This is a genomic window from Methylomonas albis (genome assembly GCF_014850955.1).
Taxonomy (GTDB): Bacteria; Pseudomonadota; Gammaproteobacteria; order Methylococcales; family Methylomonadaceae; genus Methylomonas; species Methylomonas albis.
The window spans coordinates 4,735,314-4,760,681 of record NZ_JACXSS010000001.1 but is presented as its reverse complement, the minus strand read 5'-3'; the positions used below and the strand labels follow the sequence as shown (position 1 = coordinate 4,760,681).

At 52.5% G+C, this 25,368-nt stretch carries 26 protein-coding genes; 9 read left to right on the top strand and 17 right to left on the bottom strand.

Annotated elements, in window-relative coordinates; all coding sequences use genetic code 11:
• Nucleotides 1-223: 223 nt before the first annotated feature.
• Nucleotides 224-4,255, top strand: coding sequence for a hypothetical protein (locus EBA_RS21490; protein WP_192376618.1), 4,032 nt, complete (start codon nt 224-226; stop codon nt 4,253-4,255).
• Nucleotides 4,256-4,585: 330 nt separating this feature from the next.
• Here the strand turns inward: EBA_RS21490 and EBA_RS21485 are convergent, their stop codons facing one another.
• Entirely contained in the window at nt 4,586-4,864 is a 279-nt protein-coding gene (locus EBA_RS21485; RefSeq protein ID WP_192376617.1) for a hypothetical protein, read from the bottom strand.
• A gap of 204 nt (nt 4,865-5,068) precedes the next feature.
• Here EBA_RS21485 and EBA_RS21480 point away from each other — a divergent pair, with 204 nt between their 5' ends.
• The 3 genes from EBA_RS21480 to EBA_RS21470 all read left to right on the top strand — a co-directional run bounded on the left by EBA_RS21480 (nt 5,069) and on the right by EBA_RS21470 (nt 6,466).
• A complete protein-coding gene (locus EBA_RS21480; RefSeq protein ID WP_192376616.1) occupies nt 5,069-5,449 on the top strand; it encodes a hypothetical protein in 381 nt (126 codons plus the stop codon).
• On the top strand, nt 5,449-5,844 hold the full coding sequence (locus tag EBA_RS21475; protein ID WP_192376615.1) for a glycine zipper family protein: 396 nt from the start codon (nt 5,449-5,451) through the stop codon (nt 5,842-5,844). Before EBA_RS21480 ends, EBA_RS21475 begins: the two co-directional genes overlap by 1 nt.
• A 175-nt stretch (nt 5,845-6,019) precedes the next feature.
• A complete protein-coding gene (locus EBA_RS21470; RefSeq protein ID WP_225616390.1) occupies nt 6,020-6,466 on the top strand; it encodes a septal ring lytic transglycosylase RlpA family protein in 447 nt (148 codons plus the stop codon).
• Nucleotides 6,467-6,499: 33 nt separating this feature from the next.
• Here EBA_RS21470 and EBA_RS21465 read toward each other — a convergent pair whose 3' ends face one another.
• From EBA_RS21465 to EBA_RS21445, 5 genes are all read right to left on the bottom strand, one after another.
• Nucleotides 6,500-7,966: a methyl-accepting chemotaxis protein gene (locus EBA_RS21465; RefSeq protein ID WP_192376613.1), complete on the bottom strand. Its 1,467-nt coding sequence runs from the start codon at nt 7,964-7,966 to the stop codon at nt 6,500-6,502.
• Nucleotides 7,967-7,969: 3 nt separating this feature from the next.
• Nucleotides 7,970-8,509: a PAS domain-containing protein gene (locus tag EBA_RS21460; protein WP_192376612.1), complete on the bottom strand. Its 540-nt coding sequence runs from the start codon at nt 8,507-8,509 to the stop codon at nt 7,970-7,972.
• Nucleotides 8,510-8,661: 152 nt separating this feature from the next.
• The gene (locus EBA_RS21455; protein ID WP_192376611.1) at nt 8,662-9,456 is read right to left on the bottom strand and encodes a response regulator; all 795 of its coding nucleotides are present in this window, start codon (nt 9,454-9,456) and stop codon (nt 8,662-8,664) included.
• Nucleotides 9,457-9,459: 3 nt separating this feature from the next.
• Nucleotides 9,460-10,902, bottom strand: coding sequence for an HDOD domain-containing protein (locus EBA_RS21450; RefSeq protein WP_192376610.1), 1,443 nt, complete (start codon nt 10,900-10,902; stop codon nt 9,460-9,462).
• Nucleotides 10,903-10,906: 4 nt separating this feature from the next.
• The gene (locus tag EBA_RS21445; RefSeq protein ID WP_192376609.1) at nt 10,907-13,714 is read right to left on the bottom strand and encodes a valine--tRNA ligase; all 2,808 of its coding nucleotides are present in this window, start codon (nt 13,712-13,714) and stop codon (nt 10,907-10,909) included.
• 314 nt (nt 13,715-14,028) lie between these two features.
• On the opposite strand from EBA_RS21445, the gene EBA_RS21440 reads away from it, so the two are divergent.
• Complete coding sequence (locus EBA_RS21440; protein ID WP_192376608.1) at nt 14,029-14,577, top strand: DUF4145 domain-containing protein; 549 nt, start codon at nt 14,029-14,031, stop codon at nt 14,575-14,577.
• An 82-nt stretch (nt 14,578-14,659) separates the two neighbouring features.
• Here the strand turns inward: EBA_RS21440 and EBA_RS21435 are convergent, their stop codons facing one another.
• Nucleotides 14,660-14,932: a BrnA antitoxin family protein gene (locus tag EBA_RS21435; protein ID WP_192376607.1), complete on the bottom strand. Its 273-nt coding sequence runs from the start codon at nt 14,930-14,932 to the stop codon at nt 14,660-14,662.
• Entirely contained in the window at nt 14,907-15,146 is a 240-nt protein-coding gene (locus EBA_RS21430) for a BrnT family toxin (RefSeq protein WP_225616632.1), read from the bottom strand. Before EBA_RS21430 ends, EBA_RS21435 begins: the two co-directional genes overlap by 26 nt.
• A gap of 130 nt (nt 15,147-15,276) precedes the next feature.
• On the opposite strand from EBA_RS21430, the gene EBA_RS21425 reads away from it, so the two are divergent.
• The gene (locus tag EBA_RS21425) at nt 15,277-15,807 is read left to right on the top strand and encodes an MOSC domain-containing protein (protein ID WP_192376606.1); all 531 of its coding nucleotides are present in this window, start codon (nt 15,277-15,279) and stop codon (nt 15,805-15,807) included.
• Nucleotides 15,808-15,890: 83 nt separating this feature from the next.
• Here the strand turns inward: EBA_RS21425 and EBA_RS21420 are convergent, their stop codons facing one another.
• From EBA_RS21420 to EBA_RS21405, 4 genes are all read right to left on the bottom strand, one after another.
• Complete coding sequence (locus EBA_RS21420) at nt 15,891-16,655, bottom strand: hypothetical protein (protein ID WP_192376605.1); 765 nt, start codon at nt 16,653-16,655, stop codon at nt 15,891-15,893.
• 3 nt (nt 16,656-16,658) lie between these two features.
• Nucleotides 16,659-17,081, bottom strand: a complete 423-nt coding sequence (locus EBA_RS21415; protein WP_192376604.1) for a YqaA family protein — start codon at nt 17,079-17,081, stop codon at nt 16,659-16,661.
• A 59-nt stretch (nt 17,082-17,140) separates the two neighbouring features.
• On the bottom strand, nt 17,141-18,034 hold the full coding sequence (locus EBA_RS21410; protein ID WP_192376603.1) for a cupredoxin domain-containing protein: 894 nt from the start codon (nt 18,032-18,034) through the stop codon (nt 17,141-17,143).
• A 132-nt stretch (nt 18,035-18,166) separates the two neighbouring features.
• Nucleotides 18,167-18,760: a hypothetical protein gene (locus EBA_RS21405; RefSeq protein WP_192376602.1), complete on the bottom strand. Its 594-nt coding sequence runs from the start codon at nt 18,758-18,760 to the stop codon at nt 18,167-18,169.
• Between the two features lie 313 nt (nt 18,761-19,073).
• Here EBA_RS21405 and pgi point away from each other — a divergent pair, with 313 nt between their 5' ends.
• A complete protein-coding gene (gene pgi / locus EBA_RS21400; protein ID WP_192376601.1) occupies nt 19,074-20,711 on the top strand; it encodes a glucose-6-phosphate isomerase in 1,638 nt (545 codons plus the stop codon).
• Between the two features lie 255 nt (nt 20,712-20,966).
• Here pgi and EBA_RS21395 read toward each other — a convergent pair whose 3' ends face one another.
• Both EBA_RS21395 and EBA_RS21390 read right to left on the bottom strand, forming a co-directional pair.
• On the bottom strand, nt 20,967-21,140 hold the full coding sequence (locus EBA_RS21395) for a hypothetical protein (RefSeq protein ID WP_192376600.1): 174 nt from the start codon (nt 21,138-21,140) through the stop codon (nt 20,967-20,969).
• Nucleotides 21,141-21,177: 37 nt separating this feature from the next.
• The gene (locus tag EBA_RS21390) at nt 21,178-21,648 is read right to left on the bottom strand and encodes a hypothetical protein (protein WP_192376599.1); all 471 of its coding nucleotides are present in this window, start codon (nt 21,646-21,648) and stop codon (nt 21,178-21,180) included.
• 240 nt (nt 21,649-21,888) lie between these two features.
• On the opposite strand from EBA_RS21390, the gene EBA_RS21385 reads away from it, so the two are divergent.
• On the top strand, nt 21,889-22,104 hold the full coding sequence (locus tag EBA_RS21385) for a hypothetical protein (RefSeq protein WP_192376598.1): 216 nt from the start codon (nt 21,889-21,891) through the stop codon (nt 22,102-22,104).
• 113 nt (nt 22,105-22,217) lie between these two features.
• On the opposite strand, the gene EBA_RS21380 is transcribed toward EBA_RS21385, so the two are convergent.
• The 3 genes from EBA_RS21380 to EBA_RS21370 are packed head-to-tail and all read right to left on the bottom strand — an operon-like array spanning nt 22,218 to nt 24,496.
• On the bottom strand, nt 22,218-23,081 hold the full coding sequence (locus tag EBA_RS21380; protein WP_192376597.1) for an alpha/beta fold hydrolase: 864 nt from the start codon (nt 23,079-23,081) through the stop codon (nt 22,218-22,220).
• Between the two features lie 50 nt (nt 23,082-23,131).
• Entirely contained in the window at nt 23,132-23,728 is a 597-nt protein-coding gene (locus EBA_RS21375) for a hypothetical protein (RefSeq protein WP_192376596.1), read from the bottom strand.
• A 60-nt stretch (nt 23,729-23,788) separates the two neighbouring features.
• Complete coding sequence (locus EBA_RS21370) at nt 23,789-24,496, bottom strand: Lcl C-terminal domain-containing protein (RefSeq protein ID WP_192376595.1); 708 nt, start codon at nt 24,494-24,496, stop codon at nt 23,789-23,791.
• A 334-nt stretch (nt 24,497-24,830) separates the two neighbouring features.
• Between EBA_RS21370 and EBA_RS21365 the strand changes: the two genes are divergently transcribed.
• A complete protein-coding gene (locus tag EBA_RS21365) occupies nt 24,831-25,223 on the top strand; it encodes a hypothetical protein (protein ID WP_192376594.1) in 393 nt (130 codons plus the stop codon).
• Nucleotides 25,224-25,368: the final 145 nt, after the last annotated feature.

The window sequence follows — 25,368 nt, the reverse complement described above, 5'->3', positions numbered from 1 at the left end:
AACACAGCTTTAGATCGGGATTGTTTACAATTTAAAGAAAAATGAGAGGCTATTTGATGGGTAGGGCGCAGCTAAACCCATCGTTTGCCCTCGTTCCTACGCGCTGCGTGGGAATGATGATTAACCGCGCTGCGGTGCACATCGGGCCGCGGCGCGGCCATGTCCTGCGTTACCACGCGGCGCGTAGGAACGAGAAAAAGTAGGTTTGAGTCTGGAGGATATTATGGGTCGGTTCATTTTCGTGCTGTGGCTATTGGTTGGGCAGGCGTCGTTGCAGACAGCAAGGGCGCTGGATATTCAAGACATTCCGGAACCGCTAAAACCCTGGGTCAACTGGGTGTTGGCGGATGAAGCCCAGTACCGTTGCCCGTTTTTCTTCGATGATTTTCAGCAAAAACATTGCGCCTGGCCGGGGGCGCTGCACCTCAATTTACAAACTAAGCACGGAAGTTTCGTCGCCGACTGGACTGTGTACCGTAAGGATTGGATTATCTTGCCGGGTGATAGCCAGCATTGGCCGCAAACTGTCTCTGTCAACAAACAAACTCAGCCGGTCGTGGAAAAAGACGGCAAGCCGGCCCTGCAATTGCCGCCCGGTCATTACCAGATTAGCGGCGAATTTCTCTGGGAAAGTTTGCCGGAACAATTAGCCTTGCCCGAGACCAGCGGCTTGATTCACCTCAGTGTCAATGATAAGCCGGTCGTTTATCCGCCCATCAAACAAGGCGCATTGTGGCTGGCTGCCGATAACGACGACGCTGCGGATCGGGAGCAGGATAGGCTGGATCTGCAAGTATTCCGGCAGGTGTTGGACGAGGTGCCGCTGCAAGTCGTCACCCGCCAGGATTTGGAGGTTTCCGGCAAGGCGCGGGAGATCGAATTTCCTTATGCCTTATTGCCTGACTTTATCCCGGTGGCTCTGAATAGTCCCTTGCCGGCCCGTCTGGATGGCAACGGCCGGTTATTGGTGCAAGTGCGGCCGGGGCGCTGGAGTATCGACATTCATGCCCGCCACCCGCAAGCTTTGACGCAACTGGAGCTGGCGGTCAAGGACGACAATTGGCCGGCCGAAGAGCTGTGGGCATTTCAGGCCATGCCAGCATTGCGTTTGGTGGAGATCGAGAATTTGACTGCGATAGATGGCAGTCAAACCAATTTGCCAGCCGAATGGCAGCATTTACCCACCTATCAAATAAAGCAGGGCGAGACTATGGCGTTTAAGCTGGTACGTCGAGGCGACCCGGAGCCTGAGCCGAATCAACTCAAGTTGATGCGTACGCTGTGGCTGGATTTTGCGGGCGGCGGCTACACCGTCAGCGATAACATCACCGGTAGCATGAGCCGCGATTGGCGCTTGAACGCGGTGTCGACGTTGGGACTTGGGCAGGTACAACTGGATGGTCAGAGCCAATTAATCACCCAGCTGGCGGATGGCAGCCAAGGTGTCGAAGTGCGGCGCGGTGCTATTCAGCTTAATGCCGATAGCCGGATCGAGGCCGACTTGAGCGTGCTCAGTGCCAGCGGCTGGCAGCAGCGCTTTCAACAGGTGACGGCGGAGCTCAACATCCCGCCCGGCTGGCGCTTGCTGGCGGTCAGCGGCGTGGATAATGTGCCGAATAGCTGGTTAAACCGCTGGACATTGCTGGATTTGTTTTTGGTCTTGATAGCCGCGTTGGCCGTGGGGCGGCTCTGGTCGCCGCAATGGGGGGCGTTTGCGTTGCTGAGCTTGGCGCTGATTTGGCATGAGACCGACGCGCCGCGCTTGATTTGGCTGAATGTGTTGGCTGTGTTGGCGCTGCTGCGGGTATTGCCGGACGGTAGCTTTTGGAATTGGTTGAAATGGTATCGCAATGCCAGCTGGCTGGCGCTGCTGATGCTGACGATTCCGTTCATGATAGATCAGATTCGTATCGGTATTTACCCGCAACTGGAACTGCCTGAACAACCCATTCAACGCCAGTATTCTTCAATGAATGCCGCCGCGCCGATGGCGATGCAAGTGGAGCAGATGACGGATTCTGTGATGGAGCCGGAACGGAGTGAGTCTGGTGAGCAGGAGCGCAGGGTGTTTAAAAAGTCGCTAGCAGCTGCTTCCCCTTATGGCGGCAGCGCTGCCAGTTTGCCACGTATCGATCCGGAGGCCAATCTGCAAACCGGTCCCGGTCTACCGCAATGGCATTGGCATAGTGTGCAGTTGAGCTGGAACGGCGCGGTCGATAGCGGTCAGCAAATCCGGCTATGGTATTTATCGCCGTTTATGATGATGTTGCTGCATTTTGCCCAAGCCATATTGGTGGCGGTATTGGTTTTGAAAATGCTTGGAGCCATCGCCACTATCTGGCGCGTCTCCTTGCCGGGTTTAACTTGTCTATTGCTGTTGCCGCTATTGATTGCACCCAGCGAAAAGGCCTACGCCGATTTGCCCGATGCGCCAATGCTGGCGCAATTGAAAACCCGCTTGCTGCAAGCGCCGCAGTGTCTGCCCAACTGTGCGCAGATTGCCGATATGCAATTATGGGTTAAGCCGGAGTTGCTGCGTATCGAACTGCAATTGCATGCGCAGCAAGACTTGGCGGTGCCGTTACCGGCTCAACTTGAACAATGGTTTCCGGAGCAGGTCAGCGTCGATGGCGGCGAAGCACAGGCTTTGATCAGACAGGATGACGGCAGCTTGTGGTTGATGGTGACGCAGGGCGTACACAAGGTAGCGATGCAGGGCCGCTATACCGTGCAGGATAAATTCAGTTTACCGTTGCCCTTGCCGCCGCAACACGCCAGCGTCAATGCCGACGGTTGGCGGGTGGATGGCTGGTATGAAGACGGCAAGGTGGGGCCGCAACTGGAGTTCAGCCGCGTGCAGCCTGATACCGGGCCGAAAAATAAGCTGCAACAAACCGCTTTGCCGGCATTCGTGCGGGTGGAAAGAACTTTACATTTGGGCTTGGATTGGCGGGTGTCGACCCGCGTCGAGCAATTGGCCGGCGCGCTTAGCCCGGTGATGTTGGAATTGCCGTTGTTGCCGGGCGAAGCGGTCACTAGCCCGCAGGTGCGGGTTAAAGACGGTAAGGTTTTGGTGAATATGGCGGCCGGCCAAGCCACTCTGGAATGGGAGTCGGCATTGGCAAAAGCTGAGCAACTGGTCTTGCAGGCTGCCGATACCCCACAATGGCATGAGGTTTGGCGCGCTGATGTCAGCCCGATCTGGCATTTGCAGGCCGATGGCATTGCGGTAGTGCATCATCAGGATGGTCAGGGACAGTGGTTGCCGGAATGGCGGCCCTGGCCGGGCGAGCGGGTCAATCTGACTATTAGTCGTCCGCAAGCACTGGCTGGCGCTACCCTAACCATCGATAGTAGCGAATTGATGGTTAAGCCTGGGCAACGAACTGAAACGGTGGAATTGACCTTGAGTATCCGTAGTTCCAAAGGTGCGCAACACCCCATAAAGTTGCCGGAGCAGGCGGAACTGCAAAGCGTCAGGATAGACGGCGTGAGTCAGCCGATTCGGCAGCAAGGCGCGATGGTCAGTTTGCCGATACACCCCGGCACCCAGCAAATCGTGTTGAATTGGCAAGCAGCGAAACAGCCCGGCTTGCTGTTGAGCACGCCACCGGTCGATCTGGGCGTTACCAGCGTTAACAGCAGCATCAAATTATTGATGCCGCAAGACCGTTGGTTGCTGTGGACTTTCGGCCCAACATTTGGGCCGGCGGCGTTGATCTGGGGCTTACTGATAGTGCTGGCCGTATTGGCGCTGGGATTGGCTAAGCTGCGCATCACGCCCTTACGGCATTGGCAGTGGTATTTGTTGTTGATCGGCTTGAGCCAGTTGCATGTTGCCGCGGCATTTTTGGTGGTAGGTTGGTTGTTTGCGCTGGGTTTCCGCGCGGAGCATGCGCCGGAGCGGCGACGCTGGTTTAATCTGGCGCAAATTGCTTTGGCTGGCTTGACCTTGTTGGCCCTGTTGCTGATAGCAATTGCGGTTGAACAAGGTTTGTTGGGCAGTCCGGATATGCAGATAGCCGGGAATCAATCTTCGGCGACATTGCTAAATTGGTATCAGGATCGCAACGGCCCTCAGTTGGCAACTGCCACGGTAATTAGTCTGCCTTTGCTGGCGTACCGAATTTTGATGCTGGCTTGGTCTTTGTGGATGGCGGCAGCCTTGCTCAATTGGCTGCGTTGGGGGTGGAGTTGTTTTGCCGGTGGCGGCCTGTGGAAAAAGGCGCCGGCTCAAGCCGTGGTTCCGAAATGATCCGATCCAAATCTGACTTACCCGCAGGATGAATGAAAAATTCCGGAAATTCGCTTCGGCTACTTCGGCTTCGCTCAGCACAAGTCCGCTCAGCGAACGGCTCAGTCTCTAAGGGCATACAGGCGACCGGAATTTAAGGCACGGGTTAATTCTACTTTGTCAGATTACAAAAAAGTCGTCATACCCGCTGGGAAGCGGGTATCCAGTGCCGTGGATGGTAAGCTTCGATCCGTCCATGGGTCCGGATTTCGGCAATCCCTGCCGAAACGACGGACTACAGAGATGTAATTCCACTAATCCGACAAAGTAGAATTAATAGCGGTATTGGTATTAGCCTAGCGCCAATTCATGCTCATCCAGCGTTAATCCGGCTTTGCCGTTGCTCATGCCGCGGTGAGTTGCACGGGGGTTTCCGGAAAATAACCGCATCATTTCCGCCGGCAGGACGTGTTCGGCGCTCATTAAAAACGCTTCGCTGTCAATATCATTGGCGATGCAAGCTCGCGAAGCCATTTCTCTCATTCGATTTAACACAACCAACTCCTCACATAACCCAATAAACATGCGGCGAGTATAGAGTTCGAGCGTGACAAAAATATGACAAGGCATGCTGTAGCGTCTGCGCGAAAATTCGTTGCGGGTGGGTATTTCGGAGGTGGTGTCTTCGGCTTGATGGTCGTCTTGTTTGCCTGTAAGGCCCGGATCATCGGGGCTGTATTCTTAATCCGATCATAATCTGCGCTTAATTCTGTTTTAAGCCAACGTCCCTAGAATTTGCCGCAACTGAATAATTTCCCAAACAAGGAGTTAACTATGTTCAGAATGACAAAAGTTATATTGATCGGTTTATTGTTTTCGTCAGTGGCGTTGGCCGATGGCGATTGGGGCGAACATCGTCATCACGGACACCATCATCATCGTGATCATGGGTATGAGTATTACCCGGCTTACCCCGTGGAGCGCGTGTATGTGCCCGAACGAGTAGTGGAATACGTGCCTATGCAACAGCGCTATTATGCGCCACCACCCCCACCGCCTGTCAGATACGGTGCTTACGACCAGCGTTCTCCGCAAGGCTTGGTCGGCGGAATGGTGGGCAGTGCGATGGGTTATGAAATGGGCCGTGGCGATCCATTGGCGGCCGGTATTGGTGCCGCTGCCGGTTCGTGGATTGGTAACGGGATGAATAGATAATGGCAAAGGTACCTCTCTGTTCAGTCGCTGTCGGCTGTCTAATACTATCGGCTTGCGCCTCGCAAACCGGCTGGACGCCAACCGTCGACACCTACAACAATCAAAACTCTTATCGCTTGAATCAGGACATGCATGAGTGCCAGCAACTGGCCTCGCAAGCATCGGGCGGCACGGTGAAGGAAACGGCAATAGGCGCCGGCGTCGGCGGCCTGATTGGCGCAGCCGGTGGCGCGGCTTTGGGCGCCGTGCTCGGCAGCCCGGGAAAAGGCGCGGCTATCGGTGCGGCTGCGGGCGGTATCGGCGGCGCATCCAAGCAAGGCATTCAATCCGAAGATCGGTATAAAAATGCATACAACAACTGCTTACGTCAACGCGGCCATCGGGTAGTTAACTGAGTAACCAGGCCAGCTGAAACCCGCTTAGCAATCTCTTCTAAATCTTTCCAGACCATCCATTGAAGGCTGTTTGGTTTAAGCAGCCTATCACGCGGAGAAATAACGTATGTTCTTAAACTCGGTACCGGCTTTTTCAAGTCGATTCAGCCTTATTGCGTTACGACGCCTAGTATTTATGCCACTGACGTTTTTCAGCCTGCTCAGCGGCTGTTCCGTCATGCCGCCGCAGCAACCCAGCGACGATCAGGCTTTACTGCCGGACACGACAAAAACCGCTTACAGCAAATCTTACAGAATTAAAGGTAAAACCTACTCGCCGATGAAAACCGCCTTGGGGTACAAAGCGCAGGGTTTGGCTTCTTGGTATGGTGCCGAGTCCGGCAATTTTACCGCCAGTGGTGAGCGTTTCGATCCGCGTGGCATGACGGCTGCGCATAAAACCCTGCCTATCCCTTCCAAAGTTCGGGTTACCAATCTGCGTAACGGCCGTTCAGTGGATGTGCTGATCAACGATAGAGGGCCTTTTAAGGCGAATCGACTTATCGATCTGTCCCAGGGAGCGGCGGAACAGATCGGCATGCGTGGGCTGGCGGAAGTGACGGTCGAATATTTGGGGAGTTAGATCAAGCAAAATTTGCATAATGCGTTGAGATGCTTACCTTATGTGTTTCTCTTCAACCATATCATCTATATATCGCATGACATCGGCGCTGGCTTGCTCGGATAGTTGCATTTGCCGAATGATTTCGTCGAGCATGGCCGGATTTTCCACCCATTTACTACGAGAAACTTCATAGGCGTATTGGGTGGTTTTATGCACGTCGGCATGGGGCTGATTCAATTTGGCGTAAGCAGCGGTCGTTCTGAATTTTTCATGGCCCAGGCCCTCGTAATACCACTTCCCGAGCCGGCAATTATGATTATCCACCATGATGGCTTGGTGTTGAGGACAGTCGTTGGCTGTTTCAATCGCTACATAGCCGTTTTGTTTGTAAACGATATGGTCGAGTTTGGCCAATACCCCGAAGGATTTATCCTTGGCATACGTGATGTAATCGACCGATATTTTGGCGGAGGTGGAAAGATTGGAAAATTGCTGGCGGAATGAATTTACTTGCGCCAATATCTCTTGAGATAGCGAGGCGGATGTGTCCGCTTCCACATGCATTTGCTCGACGCGTTTATTGAAAGCTCTCAGGGTTCTCGACACCTCAAGCGCTGCGTCCTTAGTGTGTTCGGACAGATTTTTGACTTCGTCCGCAACGACTGCGAAGCCCCGGCCGTGTTCGCCGGCTCTGGCCGCTTCGATCGAGGCATTCAGGGCCAATAAATTGGTTTGATCGGCAATGCCGGTGATCATCGATAGCGATTCAGTTATTTTTTTGCTGTCGTTAATTAAGGCGCCGATGACGTTTGAGACCGAATGAACGTTGGCGTTGATGTCGGACAATGAGTTGCTGATAGTTTCCACAATCGACAGGCTGGCATCGGCGTTTTGACCGGTTTCCGTGGCGATATTTTCCACCTTTTGCATTTGCTCGGTAATATTCAGCAGATCGGCTTGATTGCCTTTCAAATTTGTGAGCAGATTTGAGGTGTTCAGCGCGTGCAAACCAGCGGATAAACGCCGTTTAATCATCAGTTTGTCATTTTCATCCATATGTTTGATGGAAATGTTCATGTTTTTAGCGGATTGTTTCAGCAAGCCGGGAAATCCGTCCACCAATGCATAACGCTCATGATTGCCACTGGAGGCATGCTGGAAGCAGGTGTTGATCTCCTTGAAGTAAGATTCCATGATGTCGAGCGTTTCATTCAATTCCCAGGCTATTTTGCCAATTTCACCCATGCCACGGGTTTGGGTAATGCGATGATAGAGTTCGCCATGATTGGTTCTTTCCAATACCCGTTGGATGCGGTCCAGGACGTCAAGACATTGCTTGCCGGTTCGCCAGAGGCCAAACGCCACCAGGGGCGACGGCAAAATCAGCATCAATGCCAGCGCTGAGAAACCTTGTGTGAGCAGAATATAGACAAAAGTTGCAATGGCGGACAGCAGGATGCCGGTAACGGCATAGTTGAGCTTGGAGTTCAGAAAGGGAATATTGGCGCTTGAACTCATGACTTACACTCCATTCGGTTTGTAGAGACTCAATACCAAGTTATTGTAGTTTGAACTGCCGGATTGCTGCACGACATCCAATAAATATTCCAGCGATTTATCAGGCGCCTCCTTGGCAGAGCTGCGTTTTTCTATTGCCAGCATCTCTTGATATACCGGTATCAGGATATTCAGCGCTGAACGTGGTGGGTTGCGACGCACGGAATAATAACCTTGTAATTTGCCGTCGTTATCGAAATCCGGTGTTATGTTGGCAAACACCCAATAATAAGCGCCGTCTGCGCAGAGGTTTTTGGCAAAGCCGAAAAATTCGTCACCGGCTTTTAAGGTATTCCACATGAATCTAAATACGCCGCGAGGCATATCCGGATGTCTGATGATGTTGTGCTGTATGCCCAGTAACTCATGTTCGGGGTAGCCGGCAATATCCATAAAAATACGATTGGCATAGGTGATGCGGCCCGAGCTGTCGGTTTTTGAAACGATAAAATCCTCGTCCCCGAGTTTTTTTTCGGTATTGTTGGGCGTGATATTGGGCTTCATATTCCGTACCTTGATTTGGAGCTATTGGTTGTTATCCATGCGGTTTTTATTCAAAACTAGATGCGCTTAACGGGGCGCCTCGGAGAATAACTCGATCTGCGAGTGCAATAGCGGCACTTGGCATGTGGTTATTCCTGCCAGACAAGATTAGCTCAATTGAGTAAATTAATGAGGAGGCGTTTGATTGAGGTTGCTTCGAACGGCTTGTCGAGTATTGCGGATACTTCTGATTTTTCAATTGCCGCCAGGCGACTTAGGTTTTGCTCGCTGGTGACCATCAAAATGGGCACCGAGCCGCGTTCAGGATGGTTACGGATATGATCGACCAGTTCTAGACCATCCATTTTCGGCATGTTGTAGTCGGTAACGACGAGGTCGAAATACTGTTGATTGAATATCTGTAAGCCCTGGTTACCGTCGTGAGCCGTGACTATCTGATAGATGCCTATGTTTTCGAAAACTTTGGTTAGATATTTCAACGAGAATTCGCTGTCGTCCACCAGCAGTACGCGCAGGTCTTCAATATCCAGGTGTGTCAGGTTAAGTTTTTCCGGGCGAACATATTCCATCGTGGAATGCAGCGCGGTTTCTAATGCCTGCAAGGTAAACGGCTTGGGTAGTATCGCAATCGCGCCGGCCTGGCGGATCGGTTCCAGATATTTGATATTGGTTTCGCTGGAAATTAGCAAAAAGGCCATTTCATAGGAGGCGTCGTCGTTGCGTAGCGCGTGTACCAACTCCACGCCGGTCATGTCCGGCAAATACATTGCGCTGATAATTAGATCGGGGCGGGTGTGCTGTAAGTGTTCGAATAAATCCTTGCCGCTATTTAGGCAGGTGATATCGTTGATGCCGCAGTCGTGCAAATAATGCGAGATGATCTGCTGCTGGGTATGCGAAGGTTCGACGAGAAAGACTTGAAGACTGGCAATCTGAATATCGGTCATAGTTTAGTGGCTCTTCATACAGTATAGGGTTAAACCGATATGCGCCTGTTTGGCAAAATGCTTGGCTGCGATGAAATCCTCGCGGGTTAAGGGTAGTCCATGAATCGAGTGGTCGCAATAAATAAGGCCTACAGTCTTTTTTTCCGCATAAACCGGAAAAATGAAGCACTCATATTCGCCGAAATGTTGGCGAATTTGTGGCGTGTAAAGTTGGTGGTGTTGCTCGGGAAACAGCCAGACGCCTTCCGGTTGCTGTAAGGCATGAAACAATAAGTTCGCGGAGGCCTCGGAATTGAGGATGCGCATTTTTTGGTCGAGCGTGGTTTTTTGCCAGCCCAAGGAAAACTTTTCACTCAAGGTCTGTTTATCCGGACTGATCAGCATGAACAGGGTTCTGTCCATCTCCACGCCGCGGTGTATGCCTTCCAGTACCATTTCAAATAGCCCGTTCAGATCGATCTGACCGCTGATATGGCTGCTGATGTCTTGCAAAATTTGAAATTGCAGCTGTTTCTTATCGGCCTTTTCTTCTTCCGCTTCTTCAAATTTGGCGATGATGGCTTCGGTACTGATGAATTTGGAAGCATCGTTGGCGCCAAATTGCCGGGCGATATGTACCGCTTCAGAGGTGTTTTTGTCTATTTTGGTTTTCAGGATTTCCGGGGATAAGCCGGTGAATGCGGCGACTTTCTGCAGACAAGCCTGCATCGCCTCTGAATCGTGGCCGGCTTTTAGTGCGGCGCAGATCTGATGTCCCAGTTGCACCATCTGTACCCTTTTCTCCGCGGAGTCGGGTTTGGCGATGGCCGCTTCTATCAAGCCGCTCAAGCACCAGGATTTGCTGAGCTTCTTACCGAGATCCTGTAAGGTAAAGCCCAGCACTTTTTTTTCGGCTTCGCGAGTATTCAGTCCGCTTTTTTCGATCTGTTCGTGGACTTTTTTGGATTGCGGATTGCCGGAGCACCAGAAGGCGATATGGCCGATATTGTGCAGCAGGGCCGCGACAAACACTTCCTCGGGCGAGGTGTCGCCCATGCTCAGTGCCAAGTCCTTGGCTTGTACGGCAGCGTGCAGAGCCAGCGCGATCTCCCGATTGGCTCGGTCTTTGTTGGCGGACGACAGCATGGCTTCGAAAAACGAGCAGGCCAGCGTCAACTCCCGAATCACCTCTGCACCCAGTACCACGATGGCTCGCGATACGGTGCTCATCTTCTGTTTGGAGGGGTTGTAATAAGGGCTGCTACCCACCTTCAACAACTTGGCAGTGAGATTGGGGTCTTGCAAAATCACCGTTGCCAGCTCGATTGCCCCCTTGTGCCTGTCGTCCAACGCCGCGTAGATGTTATGCGCGGTGTTGGAGAAAATCGGCATTTCCTGCACACGCAGTAGCTCTACCCATTCGTCCAGGGTTTGCGGTGGCTTCTGCGTGGTGCCGGTAGGGGTCATCGGATTACAAGGCTTTGATTTTGGCGAATTGCTCGTTCAGGTTTTTTAAAGATGATTGTAGTCCTGCCAGTTTCTCCCGCTCTTTATCGATCACTTCCGGCGGCGCTTTGTCGACAAACGCGGCATTGCCAAGTTTGCCTTCGATGCGCGGCAGTTCTTTTTCGATGCGCTGGATTTCTTTTTCCAACCGCGCCAGTTCCGCGTCTTTGTCGATCAGGCCGGCCATCGGAATCAGGATTTTCATGTCGCCGACCAGCGCAATCGCCGATTCCGGCGTGTTGTCGTCGGTATTAAGCCAAGTGATGCTTTCCAGCCTGCCCAGTTTCAACAGATAGCTTTCGCCTTCTTTGAGATAGGCCTGGTCAGCGGCGCTGCCGTTTTGTAACAGCACGTTCAGGGGTTTGCCGGGGGCGATATTCATTTCGCCGCGGATTCTGCGAATCCCCAGGATGAAATCCATCGCCCATTGCACCTGGGTTTCGGCATCGGTGTTGATCGCCGCGCGGTCACTTTCCGGATACGGCTGCAGCATAATGGTGGCAGCGGTGACGCCAGCCAACGGTCCAACCCGTTGCCAAATTTCCTCGGTGATGAACGGCATAATCGGGTGCGCCAATCTTAGAACGGTTTCCAGCACGCGCAACAAAGTTTGGCGAGTACCGCGTTGCAGGGTCAGGTCTTCGCTTTGCAGCGAGATTTTCGCCAGCTCCAGATACCAATCGCAGTATTCGTTCCAGGTGAATTCGTAGATCGCTTGCGCGGCCAAGTCGAAGCGGTAGCTGTTGATGGCGTCGCTGGTCGTGGCGATGGTGCGGTTCAGGCGCGACAGTATCCACAAGTCTGCCTGGCTATAAGTGCAGTCGGCGCAGTCGATGCCGTTGTCTTGCTCTTCGGTGTTCATCAACACGTAGCGCGCCGCGTTCCACAATTTGTTACAGAAGTTGCGGTAGCCTTCGGTACGTTGCAAGTCAAAGCGAATGTCGCGGCCGGTCGAAGCCAGCGAAGCAAAGGTAAAGCGCAGCGCATCGGTACCGAACGATTGAATACCGTCCGGGAATTGTTTGCGGGTAGCTTTTTCTATTTTGGGAGCATCTTGCGGTTGCATTAGACCTGTGGTGCGTTTGACAACCAATGTTTCCAGATCAATGCCGTCGATGATGTCGATAGGGTCCAGCACGTTGCCTTTGGACTTGGACATCTTCTGTCCTTCGGCATCGCGCACCAGACCGTGGATATACACTTCCCTGAACGGCACTTCGCCTTGGAACTTCAGGCCCATCATGATCATCCGGGCGACCCAGAAGAAGATGATGTCGAAACCGGTGACCAGTACGCTGGTGGGGTAATGGGCCGCCAATTCCGGCGTTTTATCCGGCCAGCCCAGGGTCGAGAACGGCCACAGCGCCGACGAAAACCAGGTATCCAGTACGTCGTCGTCTTGCTTGAGCGGATAATCGGCGGCCAAGCCATGCGTGGCGCGGATTTCGGCTTCATTATGGCCGACGTAGGTGTTGCCCTGGTCGTCATACCAAGCGGGTATGCGGTGACCCCACCAGATTTGCCGGGAGATACACCAATCCTGGATGTTGCGCATCCATTCAAAATAAGTGTTTTTCCAGTTGTCCGGCACGAATTTGATCGCGCCGGTTTCCACCGCTTCGATGGCTGGCTTGGCCAGCGGGGCGATTTTCACGTACCACTGGTTGGTCAATAAAGGTTCGATCACCGCGCCGGTGCGGTCGCCGCGCGGCACCATTAGTTTGTGGTCGGCGATTTTTTCCAGCAGGCCTTGGGCATCCAGATCGGCGATTATGCGTTTACGGGCTTCGAACCTATCCAGGCCGATGTAGGCATTGGGGATTAATGTATATTCGTCATCGTTGCCGCGTATCGCCGCATCGACTGTGAAGATATTGATCAGGCCGCCATGCGGCAGGTCGGCGATGGCGGAGACCTGTTTGTGTCTTGACCAAACTTCGTAGTCGTTGAAGTCGTGCGCCGGGGTAATTTTCACGCAGCCGGTACCGAATTCCGGATCGACATACTCGTCAGCAATAACAGGAATACGGCGGCCGGTCAGCGGTAATTCGACAAATTCGCCCAGCAGATGTTTGTAGCGCTCGTCGTCAGGATGAATCGCCACCGCCGCGTCACCCAGCATGGTTTCCGGACGCGTGGTCGCCACCAACAAATGGCCGGTGCCGTTGGTCAACGGGTAACGCATATACCACATGGAGCCGTTTTCTTCTTCGGACAACACTTCCAGGTCGGAGACTGCGGTGTGCAACACCGGGTCCCAGTTAACCAAACGCTTGCCGCGATAGATCAGGCCTTCTTCGTACAATTTGATGAACACTTCCTGCACCGCATCGGACATGCCGTCATCCATGGTGAAGCGCTCTTTTTCCCAATCCAGTGACGAACCCATGCGCCGCAATTGCCGGGTGATGGTGCCGCCGGACTCTTCTTTCCATTCCCAGACTTTTTCGATAAACGCCTCGCGGCCTAAGTCATGGCGGGTTTTGCCGTCGGCGTTGATGATACGTTCCACCACCATCTGCGTGGCGATACCGGCATGGTCGGTGCCTGGTTGCCAAAGTGTGTTGTAGCCTTTCATGCGGTGATAGCGGGTCAGGGCATCCATGATGGTGTCCTGAAACGCATGCCCCATATGCAAACTGCCGGTGACATTGGGCGGCGGAATCATGATGCAATACGACTCTCCCTCTTGTTTAGCGGCGAAATAACCGCTCTGTTCCCAAAGTTGATACCAGCGTTGTTCGATTGCGTGCGGGGAATAGGTTTTGTCCATGTTCTGTGTCGGTTGAGCTTGCATTAAAAACAGGCAGGTATTTTACCTGTAAAACGCGGGGGAGGTAGGGTTTGGAGGGAAATAGGGGCCAACTTGTAGCACGTATCTAGCAACGCGGAATAAGGGGTGGTTGATTTTAACCCGGATTGCGTTTCGCTTCATCCAGGCTACGCCGGCTTGATGGCCAATCGATTGATTGTGGCATGAAAAGGGGAGATCGTTTTTACTTGAAGGCAAAACCGTCTATCATCAGGCTTTGGAAGATATACAGAAACCATCTAATCACTCGTTAGCTTTCTACGGCGCATACCTTTATGGAACTTCTTGTAACTCTAATAACTGGAATAGCATGGCCTGTTGCCGTGGTTTGGATCGCGTATCTGTTCAAGGGTGAACTACGGTCATTGATGCACCGAATGTCCCAGTTGAAATACAAAGATGTCGAAGCGAAGTTCGAACTTGGTCTTGCCGAGGCAGAAGCAAAAGTAACCGTAATTGAACAATCATCACCGTCCATCCTTCCGCGCCCGGAGATTACATCAAAACTTGAATTGCTGCGCCGCATAGCAGACGTATCTCTCCGCGCAGCGATCATGGAGGCATGGGTGCTGGTTGAAGATGCCGCGGGTAAATCTGGATTCGTGCAAGGAGCCGCCGTTCCTCGCGTTAATCTTCGTCTTTTTGTTGAGGAATTGGTTCGCCTCGGGAAGCTGCCAAAGGGCGGTGATTCATTGCTCGATCAAATGCGAAGGCTACGTAATCAAGCTGCACACTTACCAGATTTCAGTTTCAATCAAGATGAAGCTGACCGCTATCTTCAGTTGGCTACCAGAATGTCGGAGCTTATTCTCAATGTTGAATAAAGCTCAAGCGGGTCGCTACACTTGCGTCGTAGCCGACTAGGGTAGGCACAGTTTTGTGCCCACGCGCAATGAACGCTCACCCTCAAACTCGCGAATGTTCCTTCAGCCAATCCTTCAAAACGTCGTTCATCCGACTTTGCCAGCCGCGACCGGTAGCGCGGAAAGTAGCTATGACATCGGCATCAAAGCGCACGGTGGTGGAAATCTTGGTCGGCGCTTTTTGTTTGCCGCGACCTTGCAACACTTCTTGTAAGGATTCCGGTAACTCGGAAAATGCTACAGCGCTTTTAAAATCGTCTGCCGTCAATTCACGGACTTCGCCGTCCGCGTCAGTCAAGGGTAAGGGTTTTGCCATGTTTACTAGCCTCTCTGGAATTGGCTTTGCGAAAACTAATCACCCGAATGCCGCCGGGGATAAACACGAAGCACAAAAAATGCAGCCTGCCACCGAGATAACCAACAGCAACTCGGCGAATTTCGCCATAATCTTGCCGGTCGTCAATCAGATAGATAGCCGTTTCAAAATCGAACTCGTTTGCGCGACTGAAGCTTAATCGGCGTTCCTGCAGATTTTTTCAGACTTGGCTGGGTCAAATTCGATTAGCATGCGTTAGTGTAACGTAATCAAACACACGAGCAATCTTTTTGTTACTACAATTTTGTCTTTCTTGTTACCAGCCCCCCAAACACTAATCGTTCATGACCCTACGTAAGCTATGCCAACAATTCTCCAGCGAAGGCCGAATCGAAGCCATTATCCTGCGCCCGGCGCGGGGCGAGCCGACCGTTTTGGTTGATGAGGCCCTGGCTGAGCCGGGGCGGGGATTGATCGGTGATCGTCGGGCGAAAAGCGCTCGTTCCGGTCGGCAATCGTCAAAACGCGAACTGACCTTGTTCCAAGCCGAACACTTGCCCATCGTGGCTGCTTGGTGCGGGTTGACGGAATTGGAGCCGACCCGTCTGCGGCGCAATCTCGTGGTTTCCGGGCTTAATCTGATTGGCATGCGCTCGCCGTTCCCGGATGCGCTGTTGGAATGGGCGGTGGGTGATGAGGTGATTATTCAGATCACCGGGCCTTGCGATCCGTGTTCAAAAATGGCGGCCGAACTGGGTGTAGGAAGTTATAACGCACTGCGTGGTCACGGCGGCATGACGGCGCGGATTTTGGCCGGCGGCTTGATTCGAGTAGGTGACCGGATGCGCTTAAATGCGATCCGACATTTTGAGTAACGTAGGCTGGGCTGAGCAACGCGAAACCCAGCATTGAAGGCGTTTTTGCCGGGTATCGCTTCGCTCAACTCTGCCGGCAACGGTCAAGCCCGTTGCCGTTGTAATACCAAGGCGGTTTTAGTGAAGGCGTGCAATACCGGACCCGCACCGGCAATCGCAACTGCATCCACCAAGCAATACCAGGCGGCGACGCCGCTAGGCGGATTGCCTTGCGGTAGGTGCGAGGCCGGGTCGATGGCTGCCCAAGCCCAAGTCCCGGCACTGGTACCGACGATTTCCAGCCAGGAGGTAATGAAGAATGCGCCAAGGTAAACCATAGGCGAGCGGCCTTTGAACAGGTAACCTAAAAACACCACAAACAACACTGCGCCGATGATGTCCGGGCGTTGGCTCCAAGCGCTGACGCCCCAGAACACCCAAAGCCCGCAAACGCTGACCACAAACACCGCTATCCGGCGGGCGTGTTGCTGGAATAATCCGGAGCGGCCCAGCGCCACGGCGGTTAAATACACCAGACCATGACCAGCCGGCACGTAGGCCGGGACGTTGCCGAAACGGTAGATATAGCCTTTCATGTACACGGACGCAAAGTATTCGCCGATCACCGCAAAGGTGACCGCTACCGCCACCTGGGTGCGCACGTATTTACATTCGCCGCGCAGCCAGGCGATCAAAAACAGCCAGCCGAAAAATGCCAGTACGTATTGCATGAATTGCGGTGTGTAGCCGTCCATCGTCAAGCAGATGGTAGTGGTCACAAAGGTAAACGCGGCAATTTGATAATCGCGCTTACGGTGTTCGGCGACTGTATTGGCAGCGGGGAAGTGCGGTAAGGAAAAGAAACTCATGGCTTAGACAAAGGCGTAGGCAACGGCGATATAACGCAGCACTTTACCTAAAAAAATCGCTAACAGCGAGGACAGCATGGAAAGGCGTAACCAGCCACCGGCAAAACACAGGCCGTCGCCCACCAGCGGCAACCAGGAAAACAGCAAAGCCCAACTGCCCCAGCGGCGCACGGTATTTAGAGATTTTTGATGCTGTTTGGCTAAAGCTTCGGCGGGATATTTTTTGGCGGCCCACAGGCCCAGCCACCAAGTCGTCAATGCGCCGAGGGTATTGCCGATACTGGCAATAGCCACCAATTGGCTGACTGAATGTTGTTGGCTGTTAACCAGATAAGCCAGTATTGCTTCGGAACCGCCGGGAGCGACGGTGGACGAGATGAAGGCGCTGATAAATAATCCCAAAGGGCCGAGCGATTCTAACTGCATTTGTTTAGCCCATAAAAAAGCCCCTGAAACTGTGGTTTCAGGGGCTTTTTGCTTAGTCTTTATTTGTCCGGTAAGGCGATGACGTTTTTGCCGGATACCAGTTTGATCAACTTGCCGATCAATTGCACCACGAAGCCGACGCCGTGCGCCACTTGCTCCAGCACCGTGGCGACGATCTCGCCGGCGCTCATGCCTTTAAAGCGTTTCGCCAGCCAGGGCGCGGCAATAAAGCCGATAGCCAAACCGATTACGGTAGTGCCGGAAACAATCGAATCGTCGACTTCTGTCGGAGCGGGCGCCGCTGCCACGACTGGCGCTGCTACGGGTGTGCTGGCAACCGGCGCATCGAGCACGGGGTCATAAGGCTTTCCGCTGTAATCGTCCGGGAAAACTGCGGCGGTTACGCCGGGAATGCTGGGTAAGTCTTCGCTGCCTTTGCCGACTTTTAATTGGGCTTTCATGCCTTTTTCCATGTGCTGAGCGATGTCGCAATGCACAAGATAGGTTTTGTCGCCGGGTGGCAAGATCAGCGTGCCGGAGACTTTGCCGGGACCGCTCACTTCCAAATGGAACATGCCTTTTGGATACAAATATTTGGGTAAACCGTGCATCATCCATTGATGGCGGATTTCATCGTCGTTAATGAAATGTACGGTGAGTTTGGTGCAAGGTTCGAATTGAAATTCTTGCTGATCGAACGCAAACATGGTGCCGGGGAATTTCTCGGAATACTTGTGTCCGGCGTGTACGGTAATTTCCTTAGTAGCGGCGATTTTATCGCAACCGCCAGGCAAGGTGTCGGTGTTTTGGCCCATGACCATGCCGCCATCCATATCCATCAAATGACCGTCGCCATGGTTCATCATCTGGTTGTGATCCTGCATTTCTTTTGCAGACACAGTAGTAACAGATAAGGCACAGACCAGTGTGGCAAGTGATACGAATTTGACCATTATTGCATTACCTCGAAGGGGCGTTATGTATTGCGTCGATTATGCCGCGATAGTTCTGAATGACAAGGCTGCCCGAAATTACGTTATTCCGCCGTGCAGCAAAGGCGGAATAACGGTTCTTGCGGCGTTTCCTTAAACTTCTTTAGCTTTACCGATCATTTCGTCGACTTTGCGTTTGAAGCCGGCGTTAGACAGATAGAAAATGTACAAGCCCGCAAACAGCACCAATGCATACAAGCCATAACTGCCTTTGCTGGTAGGTTGGCCCGCACCGGCTTTGAAGCTCATGTGCGCATCCAATCTTTCGCCATTATCTTGCAACAGAGTGATGTGGATAAGGTGTTTGCCGGCCTCTGATACGCCTGCTGGCAGGTTCAGAATGACGGTGCCGGATTTGTGTTTTTCAGCGGCTTGGAAGAATACCCGTTTGCCTTCAGGCTCTTTGGTCACTTCAAACTCGATAGCCATACCGCGATAGCGCTGATCTTGATAGTCGAATACCAATTGAGTCAAAGTATTGATATCGGGAATGTTGCCGCAAAACTCTTCCGCCGGGTAGGCGTTAGGTTGGTAGGCGGTGTAATGGATCCAGTGGTCTTTTTCCAATTCGAACTTACATTGGTCAGTGTCTGTACCTGCCGCGCCACCGTGCGCCCATAGCGCGGATGAAAAAATCAGGCCCAACAAGCCCAGTAAACCGTTTCTTAATATGCGAGAGCTTTTCATAAATCCCCTTCCCGTGTTAATAAATACTATAGTTTTTATTATTTTTCATGTGCTTATACATGAACTTGTTTAAATCACATGGCTAGTGTAACTGCCTGATTTCGATCAAAACAGCGGCTAACTCTAGCACATCGCCATAGCCAAAGAAAGGCCATCGTTCCTTAGTTGGGATGAACGATTCAAGCTGTAATTTTTTTTGTCAGCAATCAAAGACAATCCTTATAATGGGGTTATGAATCATTCCTTTAAAATGCCTCTGCTTGTTCAGGTCCACTGAAAAATCCCCCTATCCGGTTAATTAAATAACAACAATATGTCCAAATTAATAAACTCTGCCGAATGGAATGCCGTTAAGCAACATCACCTCGAGATTGCCGGTAAATTTTGCATGAAGGATGCGTTTGATAAAGATCCGCAGCGCTTCGACAAGTTTTCGGCGACATTTGACGATTTGTTGTTCGACTTTTCTAAAAATCTGATTACCGAGGAAACCTTGCCTTTGTTGATCGACTTGGCGAAGCGAGCAGAGTTGTCCGCTAAGACCGAAGCAATGTTTTCAGGCTCCATCATTAATACCACGGAAAAACGCGCTGTCTTGCATACCGCCTTGCGGAATCGCAGTAACAAGCCGGTGCTGTTTCGCGGCCAGGATGTGATGCCGGAAATCAATAAGGTTCTGGCAAAAATGCGGGTATTCACCGAACAGGTTCGTTCCGGCGCCTGGGTGGGGTATACCGGCAAAGCCATTACCGACATTGTCAATATCGGCATCGGAGGATCGGACCTAGGGCCGAAAATGGTCGATACCGCGCTGGCGCCCTACGGTAAAGACGGCTTGAAAGCCCATTTTGTTTCCAATGTCGATCAAACCGATATTGTCGAGACTTTAAAACCGCTTAATCCGGAAACCACGCTGTTTTTGATTTCCTCAAAAACCTTTACCACGCAAGAAACCATGACCAACGCCCGTTCGGCGCGCAACTGGTTTTTGCAGGCCGCCGTCGATCCCGCGCATATTTCCAAGCATTTCGTGGCCATATCGACCAATGTCACCAAAGTGAAGGAATTTGGTATCGATCCGGACAATATGTTCGAGTTCTGGGATTGGGTGGGCGGCCGTTATTCTTTGTGGTCCGTGATCGGCATGTCGATTGCCCTATACGTGGGTATGGATAATTTCGAAGAGTTGCTGATGGGCGCGCATTTGGCCGACGAGCATTTTCGTAGCGCGCCGTTCGAAAAGAACATTCCGGTGATCATGGGCTTGCTGGGCATCTGGTACAACAACTTCTTCGATGCGGAAACCTACGCGATTTTGCCTTACGCACAGTCCTTGAAATATTTTGCCGATTATTTCCAGCAGGGCGATATGGAAAGTAATGGCAAAAGCGCCACTATGAAGGGTGAAAAAGTGGATTACAACACTGGGCCAATTATCTGGGGCCAGCCCGGTACTAATGGACAGCATGCGTTTTTCCAGTTGATCCATCAGGGCACCAAGCTCATTCCCGGCGACTTCCTGGCGGCCGCGCAAAGTCAATACGACTTACCCGACCACCACGACATCCTGATTTCTAATTTTCTGGCCCAAGCGGAAGCCTTGATGCGCGGCAAAACCGAGGTCGAAGTTAGAAAAGATTTAAGCCATGAGCCAAACCTGGATGATGCCTTGATTGCGTCCAAAATTTTCGACGGCAACAAACCGTCCAATTCGTTTTTGTTCAAAAAGCTTACGCCCAGAACATTGGGAACACTGATAGCCTTTTACGAACACAAAATCTTCGTGCAAGGCGTGATTTGGAATATCAACTCTTTCGATCAGATGGGGGTGGAATTGGGTAAAGTGTTAGCGCGGGCGATTCTGCCACAGCTGAAAAACGAAGAATTCGTTACCGATCACGACAGCTCCACCAACGGCTTGATCAATGCTTACAAACGCTTGCGTAAATAAGCTTATGCAAGCGGGTAAGCTAATTTAGAAGGCGAACAAGCAGTATTTGATAGGCATAAGCCGTATTCCAAACCTGAATGTTGCAGACCTTTCCGCAACCTTCAGGTGCCTTACCAGAGTAACGAGTAATTCCCCTGATTGATAGCCTTCCCCGCTCAAATGATTTAGCTCAATGTTCGAGCGATCTAGCAGCAAACTCGGCTTTTCCTAAAAATAATGCCACCCCCTTGATCCCAAGCTAAAGCCTCCGATGTTTCAGATCAGCTTGCCGGCGTAGGTATCGCGCCCCGCGTGGGCGCGTGGATTGAAGGATTGCTTGGACTTGGCGGCTATAGAAGGCAATCTGGACGGCGAATATTGGTCATTTGCGTTCGCCGGCCGTGCAGGCAGTTTAGAAAACTTGAGAATGACTGTCAGCGGAATCGCCATATCCTGAAGGACATGGCGATTATTTTTGCACTGCGTTTTAGTAATACAGTACAGAGGCAATACAGGAAATATCGATATATCGCGACGGATTGACAACGCCTTCGAAAGCTTCCGGACTGAATGGGGTCGCTACGCGGGTTAGAACCAGCTGGCTTTTGAAATTTAACGGTGAATCAGCCAAGGAGATGGACGGGATGATCACGGCGGCGTGCTCGACATATAAATCCGGTACGGCATGCAAAACCACTTCCCACAAATCGCCAATCAATGTCGCTTCGGTGGTTATGTCGGCTTCTGCAAACGTATGATTTTTCTGGCCCACCTGTAGATTTAATTGAGTTTGCGGAGGCCGGATGCCAACTTCGGCCTTGCTGCCTATGGTCAAGCTCAGGCTGACATTCCGACCGGAGCATTCGTAATAATTGGGGGCTTGGGCGGCGGAAGCGAATTGGCTGGCGCTTAGTCCGGCGACAATGGCCGCTACTGCTGAAAGTGTTTTGCTGTTCATTTGAGTCCTCTTTGGTTTATGGCGGTTAAGAATTAATCGAGTTGCGCCGCATAAGACTGGAGCAAAGGCCTAGGTAAATTTAAGTCGAGATTTTATGTGCGTTAGCTTTTAGACTGTGTGGCATTCCCTCGAGTGCTTATAGTAGCAACATGTTGCAGCGAAACAACCCCCCATGAGTAGGTTGTTTTTTCCTCAAACTCAGAGCAGTAAGACTACCTTTTCAAAATACAGACGCCAGGCGTGTTCAATATCCTCGCAAAATGCTGGCCCAACTCTAGCAAATCTGGCAGCGGTGTATCGGCGAGTCAGCTTGGCGGCGATCTGCAAAACTTGGTGGGTTTGACTGTCGAGCATCGCGAACGGTTGGCTTTGAAAATGTTGCGGACGATGCAGGCGTTGCCCAGTGTGGCGCAAGGCATGTCATTTGAGCGTATCGGTTCGCGGCTGCATATCTAGCCAGCCACGGTCAAGGATCATGTCTGCAAGATCTACACCAAATTGGATATTAACCAGCGTGATGAACTGCTGCGCAAATTATTGGCGAAGGCCGGTTAATGGCGCTGCGAGGGTTAGGGTTTTTCCTTTTTCGCCAAGACGTCTCTTGTCGAGGCAGTCGGCTTAGCCGAGTTCGGCCAGGTGATCGACAAGACTTCGCGGATTGCCGAAACGATAGGCTCCGGCTTCTCCAGCGGAATGGCATGGCCGCTATCTACCCAGCGTTGAATCGCTCCCGGATAAAGCCGCGAAATATCTTTGCGTTTTTGGTTGCCGTCGATTGCCAACGCCGACGTATCAGACAAGGGTTGAGCTGCGCTTAATACTATGACCGGCCCGCGGGTAAACGGTGGAGCCGCCAAAACCTCGTCACCGGTTAGATCGAGGGCGGCTAGCTCTCGCTCTGCAGTAGCCGACGTCAGCAAACCAAACGCCAATCGCACCCACATCGGCCAGTTTTCGATAGCCCCCGCACCTTTTAGTTGCGAGGGATGAGTCGAATCGACCAGAATCAGGGCCGCCACTTCCTGCGGATGGTAGCGGGCGTACCACTGCATATACAAGCCGCCCAGCGAATGTCCCACCAGTACATATGGCGGCGCCAGACCCCGGCTGGCGAGCAAGCTACGTAACTCTTCGACAATATGCCGGCCGTCGCGCGGCGCCTCGACTGTTTCGCTATTCCCGTAGCCCGCGCGGTTATAGACCAATGCGGTGGCGTCTTGGGCTATCGCCGGATACACGTCATCCCACCAGGCGAAAGTCCCGTCCAGCCCCGCTTCGAAGACAACCGGCACAGTGCCGTGCTTACTAATCGCAAATTCTACTTGCCGGCCGGAGACTTTCCCCATCGTTACATTCGGGGTGGTGGCGGCACAGCCGCTTAGCATGATTAGCAATAGCAACAGAATGACCATTACTGATGGTCTAAATTTCATCAGCCGCGTCCCCTATCAGTCGAATTAGCGCTGGGTGTGTTTCACGATGGTTATTCCTGGGCAAATTGCCGGGAGCAATGGTTTCGCCGGCGCCTGCCGCGAGCCAGCAAACCAACCAGACCTCCGCCGAACAGCCAAGCGGCGCCGGGCAACGGCACGGGAGCGGTAGCGGAATAAGTCAGGTTGTCGATGACGACACCGTCCGAGGTTCCGTGAAAATAGATTTTATCGATTAGGCCGCTGTAGCCTGATGCCAACCAATAAACTTCCGGCGGCTGATCTTCTGGAACCAGCAGTGCGCTATAAACCAGTTGGTTTTGGTAATACAGTTCGTAGCTGATATTGCTGTCGAAGCCGACAAAATTATAGTGCACACCCTCAAATACCACCGGCGCCGAGTCGAAACTCAGCTCCGCACCGCCGTAAGAAACCGCAAAATAACGATCGCCCATGTCCGGTTGATGGGACGGGTAAATGGAATAATCTCGCAATCCTCCGCCGGCTTGCCATCCGGAAATACCGCCATAACCGTCAACCAAATCCCCATCGTTCAAGTTTTCAAAGGTGAGCACGGTTTGCGAGGCATAAGCCTCCGATGCGCTTAATAAAGCCATAGCCCAAACCCCAGCCATCAATTTCAATTTCATAAGATCTCCTCGAAAGTAACAAGCGGCCTGCAAAAGCCGCCCGCCGGATTAAAAATCAAGTTATACGCTGCGACGCTTTGCGTATATCAAGCCCATCAGCGCGCTACCGAACAGCCAGACCGCACCTGGCAAAGGCACCGCCGCGACATCGCCGTCGCGCACCGCCCATACGTAATAATTGGTACCTTTGCTGATGTAATTTTGCATGCCGGTCGCAGTGCTCAGGTACCAGGCTTTGCTGGCGTCGCCGCCGTAACTGGTGCCTAGCCAGTAACCAAAGGATTGAATATGGCTAAACAGACTTTCGTCGTCGGCAGTCGCCGGATCGTCGACGATGCCGTAGCCGGACTGTGGTCCGCCACGCGAATCGAGGGAGCCTTTGTTACTGAAGTCGCCGTAATAGAGATGAGCAAGCTCCGAGCTGGCCGTGGAGACGTTGAATCCGCAATCGCTACCGCTGTATCCATAGTCGCAACCGGGCACTCCCAGGTCGTTGAAGGTCGGTAAGCGCCAATCGCTGTAGGTGGTGCCGCGTACGCCGTCCAAGTAGCTGAGGCCGTCCACCCAGGCCACGGCGTTTTGCCAGCTCATCTTGCCTTGGGCGTCGGAACCACTGGTTTTGGCGTAGTTGGCGTCCGCCAGCCAGGTGACGTTTTGCGCGCTATCGTAGATCAGGCCGCCGCCGCGGTCGAACAACTGCGCTTGCACGCTGCCTGCTGCCAGCGTACCGAGCGCCGCCAACGCGGCGCATAAAATTTTACGTTTCATCGTTTTCTCCAAAAAGCTGTTCTTGAACTGATGCCACGCGGAAACCGGACTAACGGCTCCAAGGCTGGGCGCATTATCGGAAGGCGGATGCAGACAGGGAACCCTACCGGAGTAGGGTGTGATCCAGGCCAGGCGGTTTGTTAAGATGTAATTATTTTGCATGTTTTGAGTCGGTCTGATTTAGTTCTGCCAACAGCAGAAAAATCGACCTGCGCCGGCACAACAACCATCTGGACACTTAGTTGGGCCGCTTGATACCACAACTTGACGTTAGGCATATTTTCGCGCTCCTATGCCCTGCGTTTCTTTAACTCGGAGCGTTGGAGAATCAATAATGGTAGAAAAACTTCTGACTGTAACTCTCTTGTTGGTACTTTCCGGCTGCGCAACAACGGCAAATAACACTCCCGCCCAAGGAAGCAACAAAGCCGAAGGCAAAATATCAATGGCGATTGGCCGTGAAATTGGTAACTTCACAATTACTAATTCACAGGCAACGGAAGCGCCAGCTGGTTATAACGGCATGCAGTACACCGTTAAAACGAACGATGGGGCCATCTTTAAATGTGAAATTTTAGAACCGTCGGGGTTCGGTAAATTCGCGACCTGGGGGATGGCAAGCGGGGCTGATGCTATGTGCACGGATTTCACCAAGGGCTCAAGCGATGCCGGAAAAACCAACAAAGCAAGCTGCAATGCGTTATTAAAAGCCGCCGGCAAATGCTGAAGTAATGCCTAACACCGAAGTCGGCATCGCGGAAGACGGCCTGCAAGGTATCTATTCGCCGCTCTTCCGCCCCGAACATGCCTGGCGGATCGACAACGCCGGCCACGGTCTGGGCCTGGCGGTGGTGGCGCGTTGCGCCGATTTG

Coding starts and splice junctions, on each gene's coding strand:
- EBA_RS21405 (WP_192376602.1), bottom strand. CDS start 18,760: ATGAAAAGCTCTCGCATATTAAGAAACGGTTTACTGGGCTTGTTGGGC.
- EBA_RS21480 (WP_192376616.1), top strand. CDS start 5,069: ATGTTCAGAATGACAAAAGTTATATTGATCGGTTTATTGTTTTCGTCA.
- EBA_RS21365 (WP_192376594.1), top strand. CDS start 24,831: ATGGTAGAAAAACTTCTGACTGTAACTCTCTTGTTGGTACTTTCCGGC.
- EBA_RS21435 (WP_192376607.1), bottom strand. CDS start 14,932: ATGGCAAAACCCTTACCCTTGACTGACGCGGACGGCGAAGTCCGTGAA.
- EBA_RS21475 (WP_192376615.1), top strand. CDS start 5,449: ATGGCAAAGGTACCTCTCTGTTCAGTCGCTGTCGGCTGTCTAATACTA.
- EBA_RS21440 (WP_192376608.1), top strand. CDS start 14,029: ATGGAACTTCTTGTAACTCTAATAACTGGAATAGCATGGCCTGTTGCC.
- EBA_RS21370 (WP_192376595.1), bottom strand. CDS start 24,496: ATGAAACGTAAAATTTTATGCGCCGCGTTGGCGGCGCTCGGTACGCTG.
- EBA_RS21485 (WP_192376617.1), bottom strand. CDS start 4,864: ATGCCTTGTCATATTTTTGTCACGCTCGAACTCTATACTCGCCGCATG.
- EBA_RS21420 (WP_192376605.1), bottom strand. CDS start 16,655: ATGAGTTTCTTTTCCTTACCGCACTTCCCCGCTGCCAATACAGTCGCC.
- EBA_RS21490 (WP_192376618.1), top strand. CDS start 224: ATGGGTCGGTTCATTTTCGTGCTGTGGCTATTGGTTGGGCAGGCGTCG.
- EBA_RS21415 (WP_192376604.1), bottom strand. CDS start 17,081: ATGCAGTTAGAATCGCTCGGCCCTTTGGGATTATTTATCAGCGCCTTC.
- EBA_RS21450 (WP_192376610.1), bottom strand. CDS start 10,902: ATGACCCCTACCGGCACCACGCAGAAGCCACCGCAAACCCTGGACGAA.
- pgi (WP_192376601.1), top strand. CDS start 19,074: ATGTCCAAATTAATAAACTCTGCCGAATGGAATGCCGTTAAGCAACAT.
- EBA_RS21390 (WP_192376599.1), bottom strand. CDS start 21,648: ATGAACAGCAAAACACTTTCAGCAGTAGCGGCCATTGTCGCCGGACTA.
- EBA_RS21460 (WP_192376612.1), bottom strand. CDS start 8,509: ATGAAGCCCAATATCACGCCCAACAATACCGAAAAAAAACTCGGGGAC.
- EBA_RS21470 (WP_225616390.1), top strand. CDS start 6,020: ATGCCACTGACGTTTTTCAGCCTGCTCAGCGGCTGTTCCGTCATGCCG.
- EBA_RS21410 (WP_192376603.1), bottom strand. CDS start 18,034: ATGGTCAAATTCGTATCACTTGCCACACTGGTCTGTGCCTTATCTGTT.
- EBA_RS21445 (WP_192376609.1), bottom strand. CDS start 13,714: ATGGACAAAACCTATTCCCCGCACGCAATCGAACAACGCTGGTATCAA.
- EBA_RS21380 (WP_192376597.1), bottom strand. CDS start 23,081: ATGAAATTTAGACCATCAGTAATGGTCATTCTGTTGCTATTGCTAATC.
- EBA_RS21455 (WP_192376611.1), bottom strand. CDS start 9,456: ATGACCGATATTCAGATTGCCAGTCTTCAAGTCTTTCTCGTCGAACCT.
- EBA_RS21465 (WP_192376613.1), bottom strand. CDS start 7,966: ATGAGTTCAAGCGCCAATATTCCCTTTCTGAACTCCAAGCTCAACTAT.
- EBA_RS21375 (WP_192376596.1), bottom strand. CDS start 23,728: ATGAAATTGAAATTGATGGCTGGGGTTTGGGCTATGGCTTTATTAAGC.
- EBA_RS21425 (WP_192376606.1), top strand. CDS start 15,277: ATGACCCTACGTAAGCTATGCCAACAATTCTCCAGCGAAGGCCGAATC.
- EBA_RS21395 (WP_192376600.1), bottom strand. CDS start 21,140: ATGGCGATTCCGCTGACAGTCATTCTCAAGTTTTCTAAACTGCCTGCA.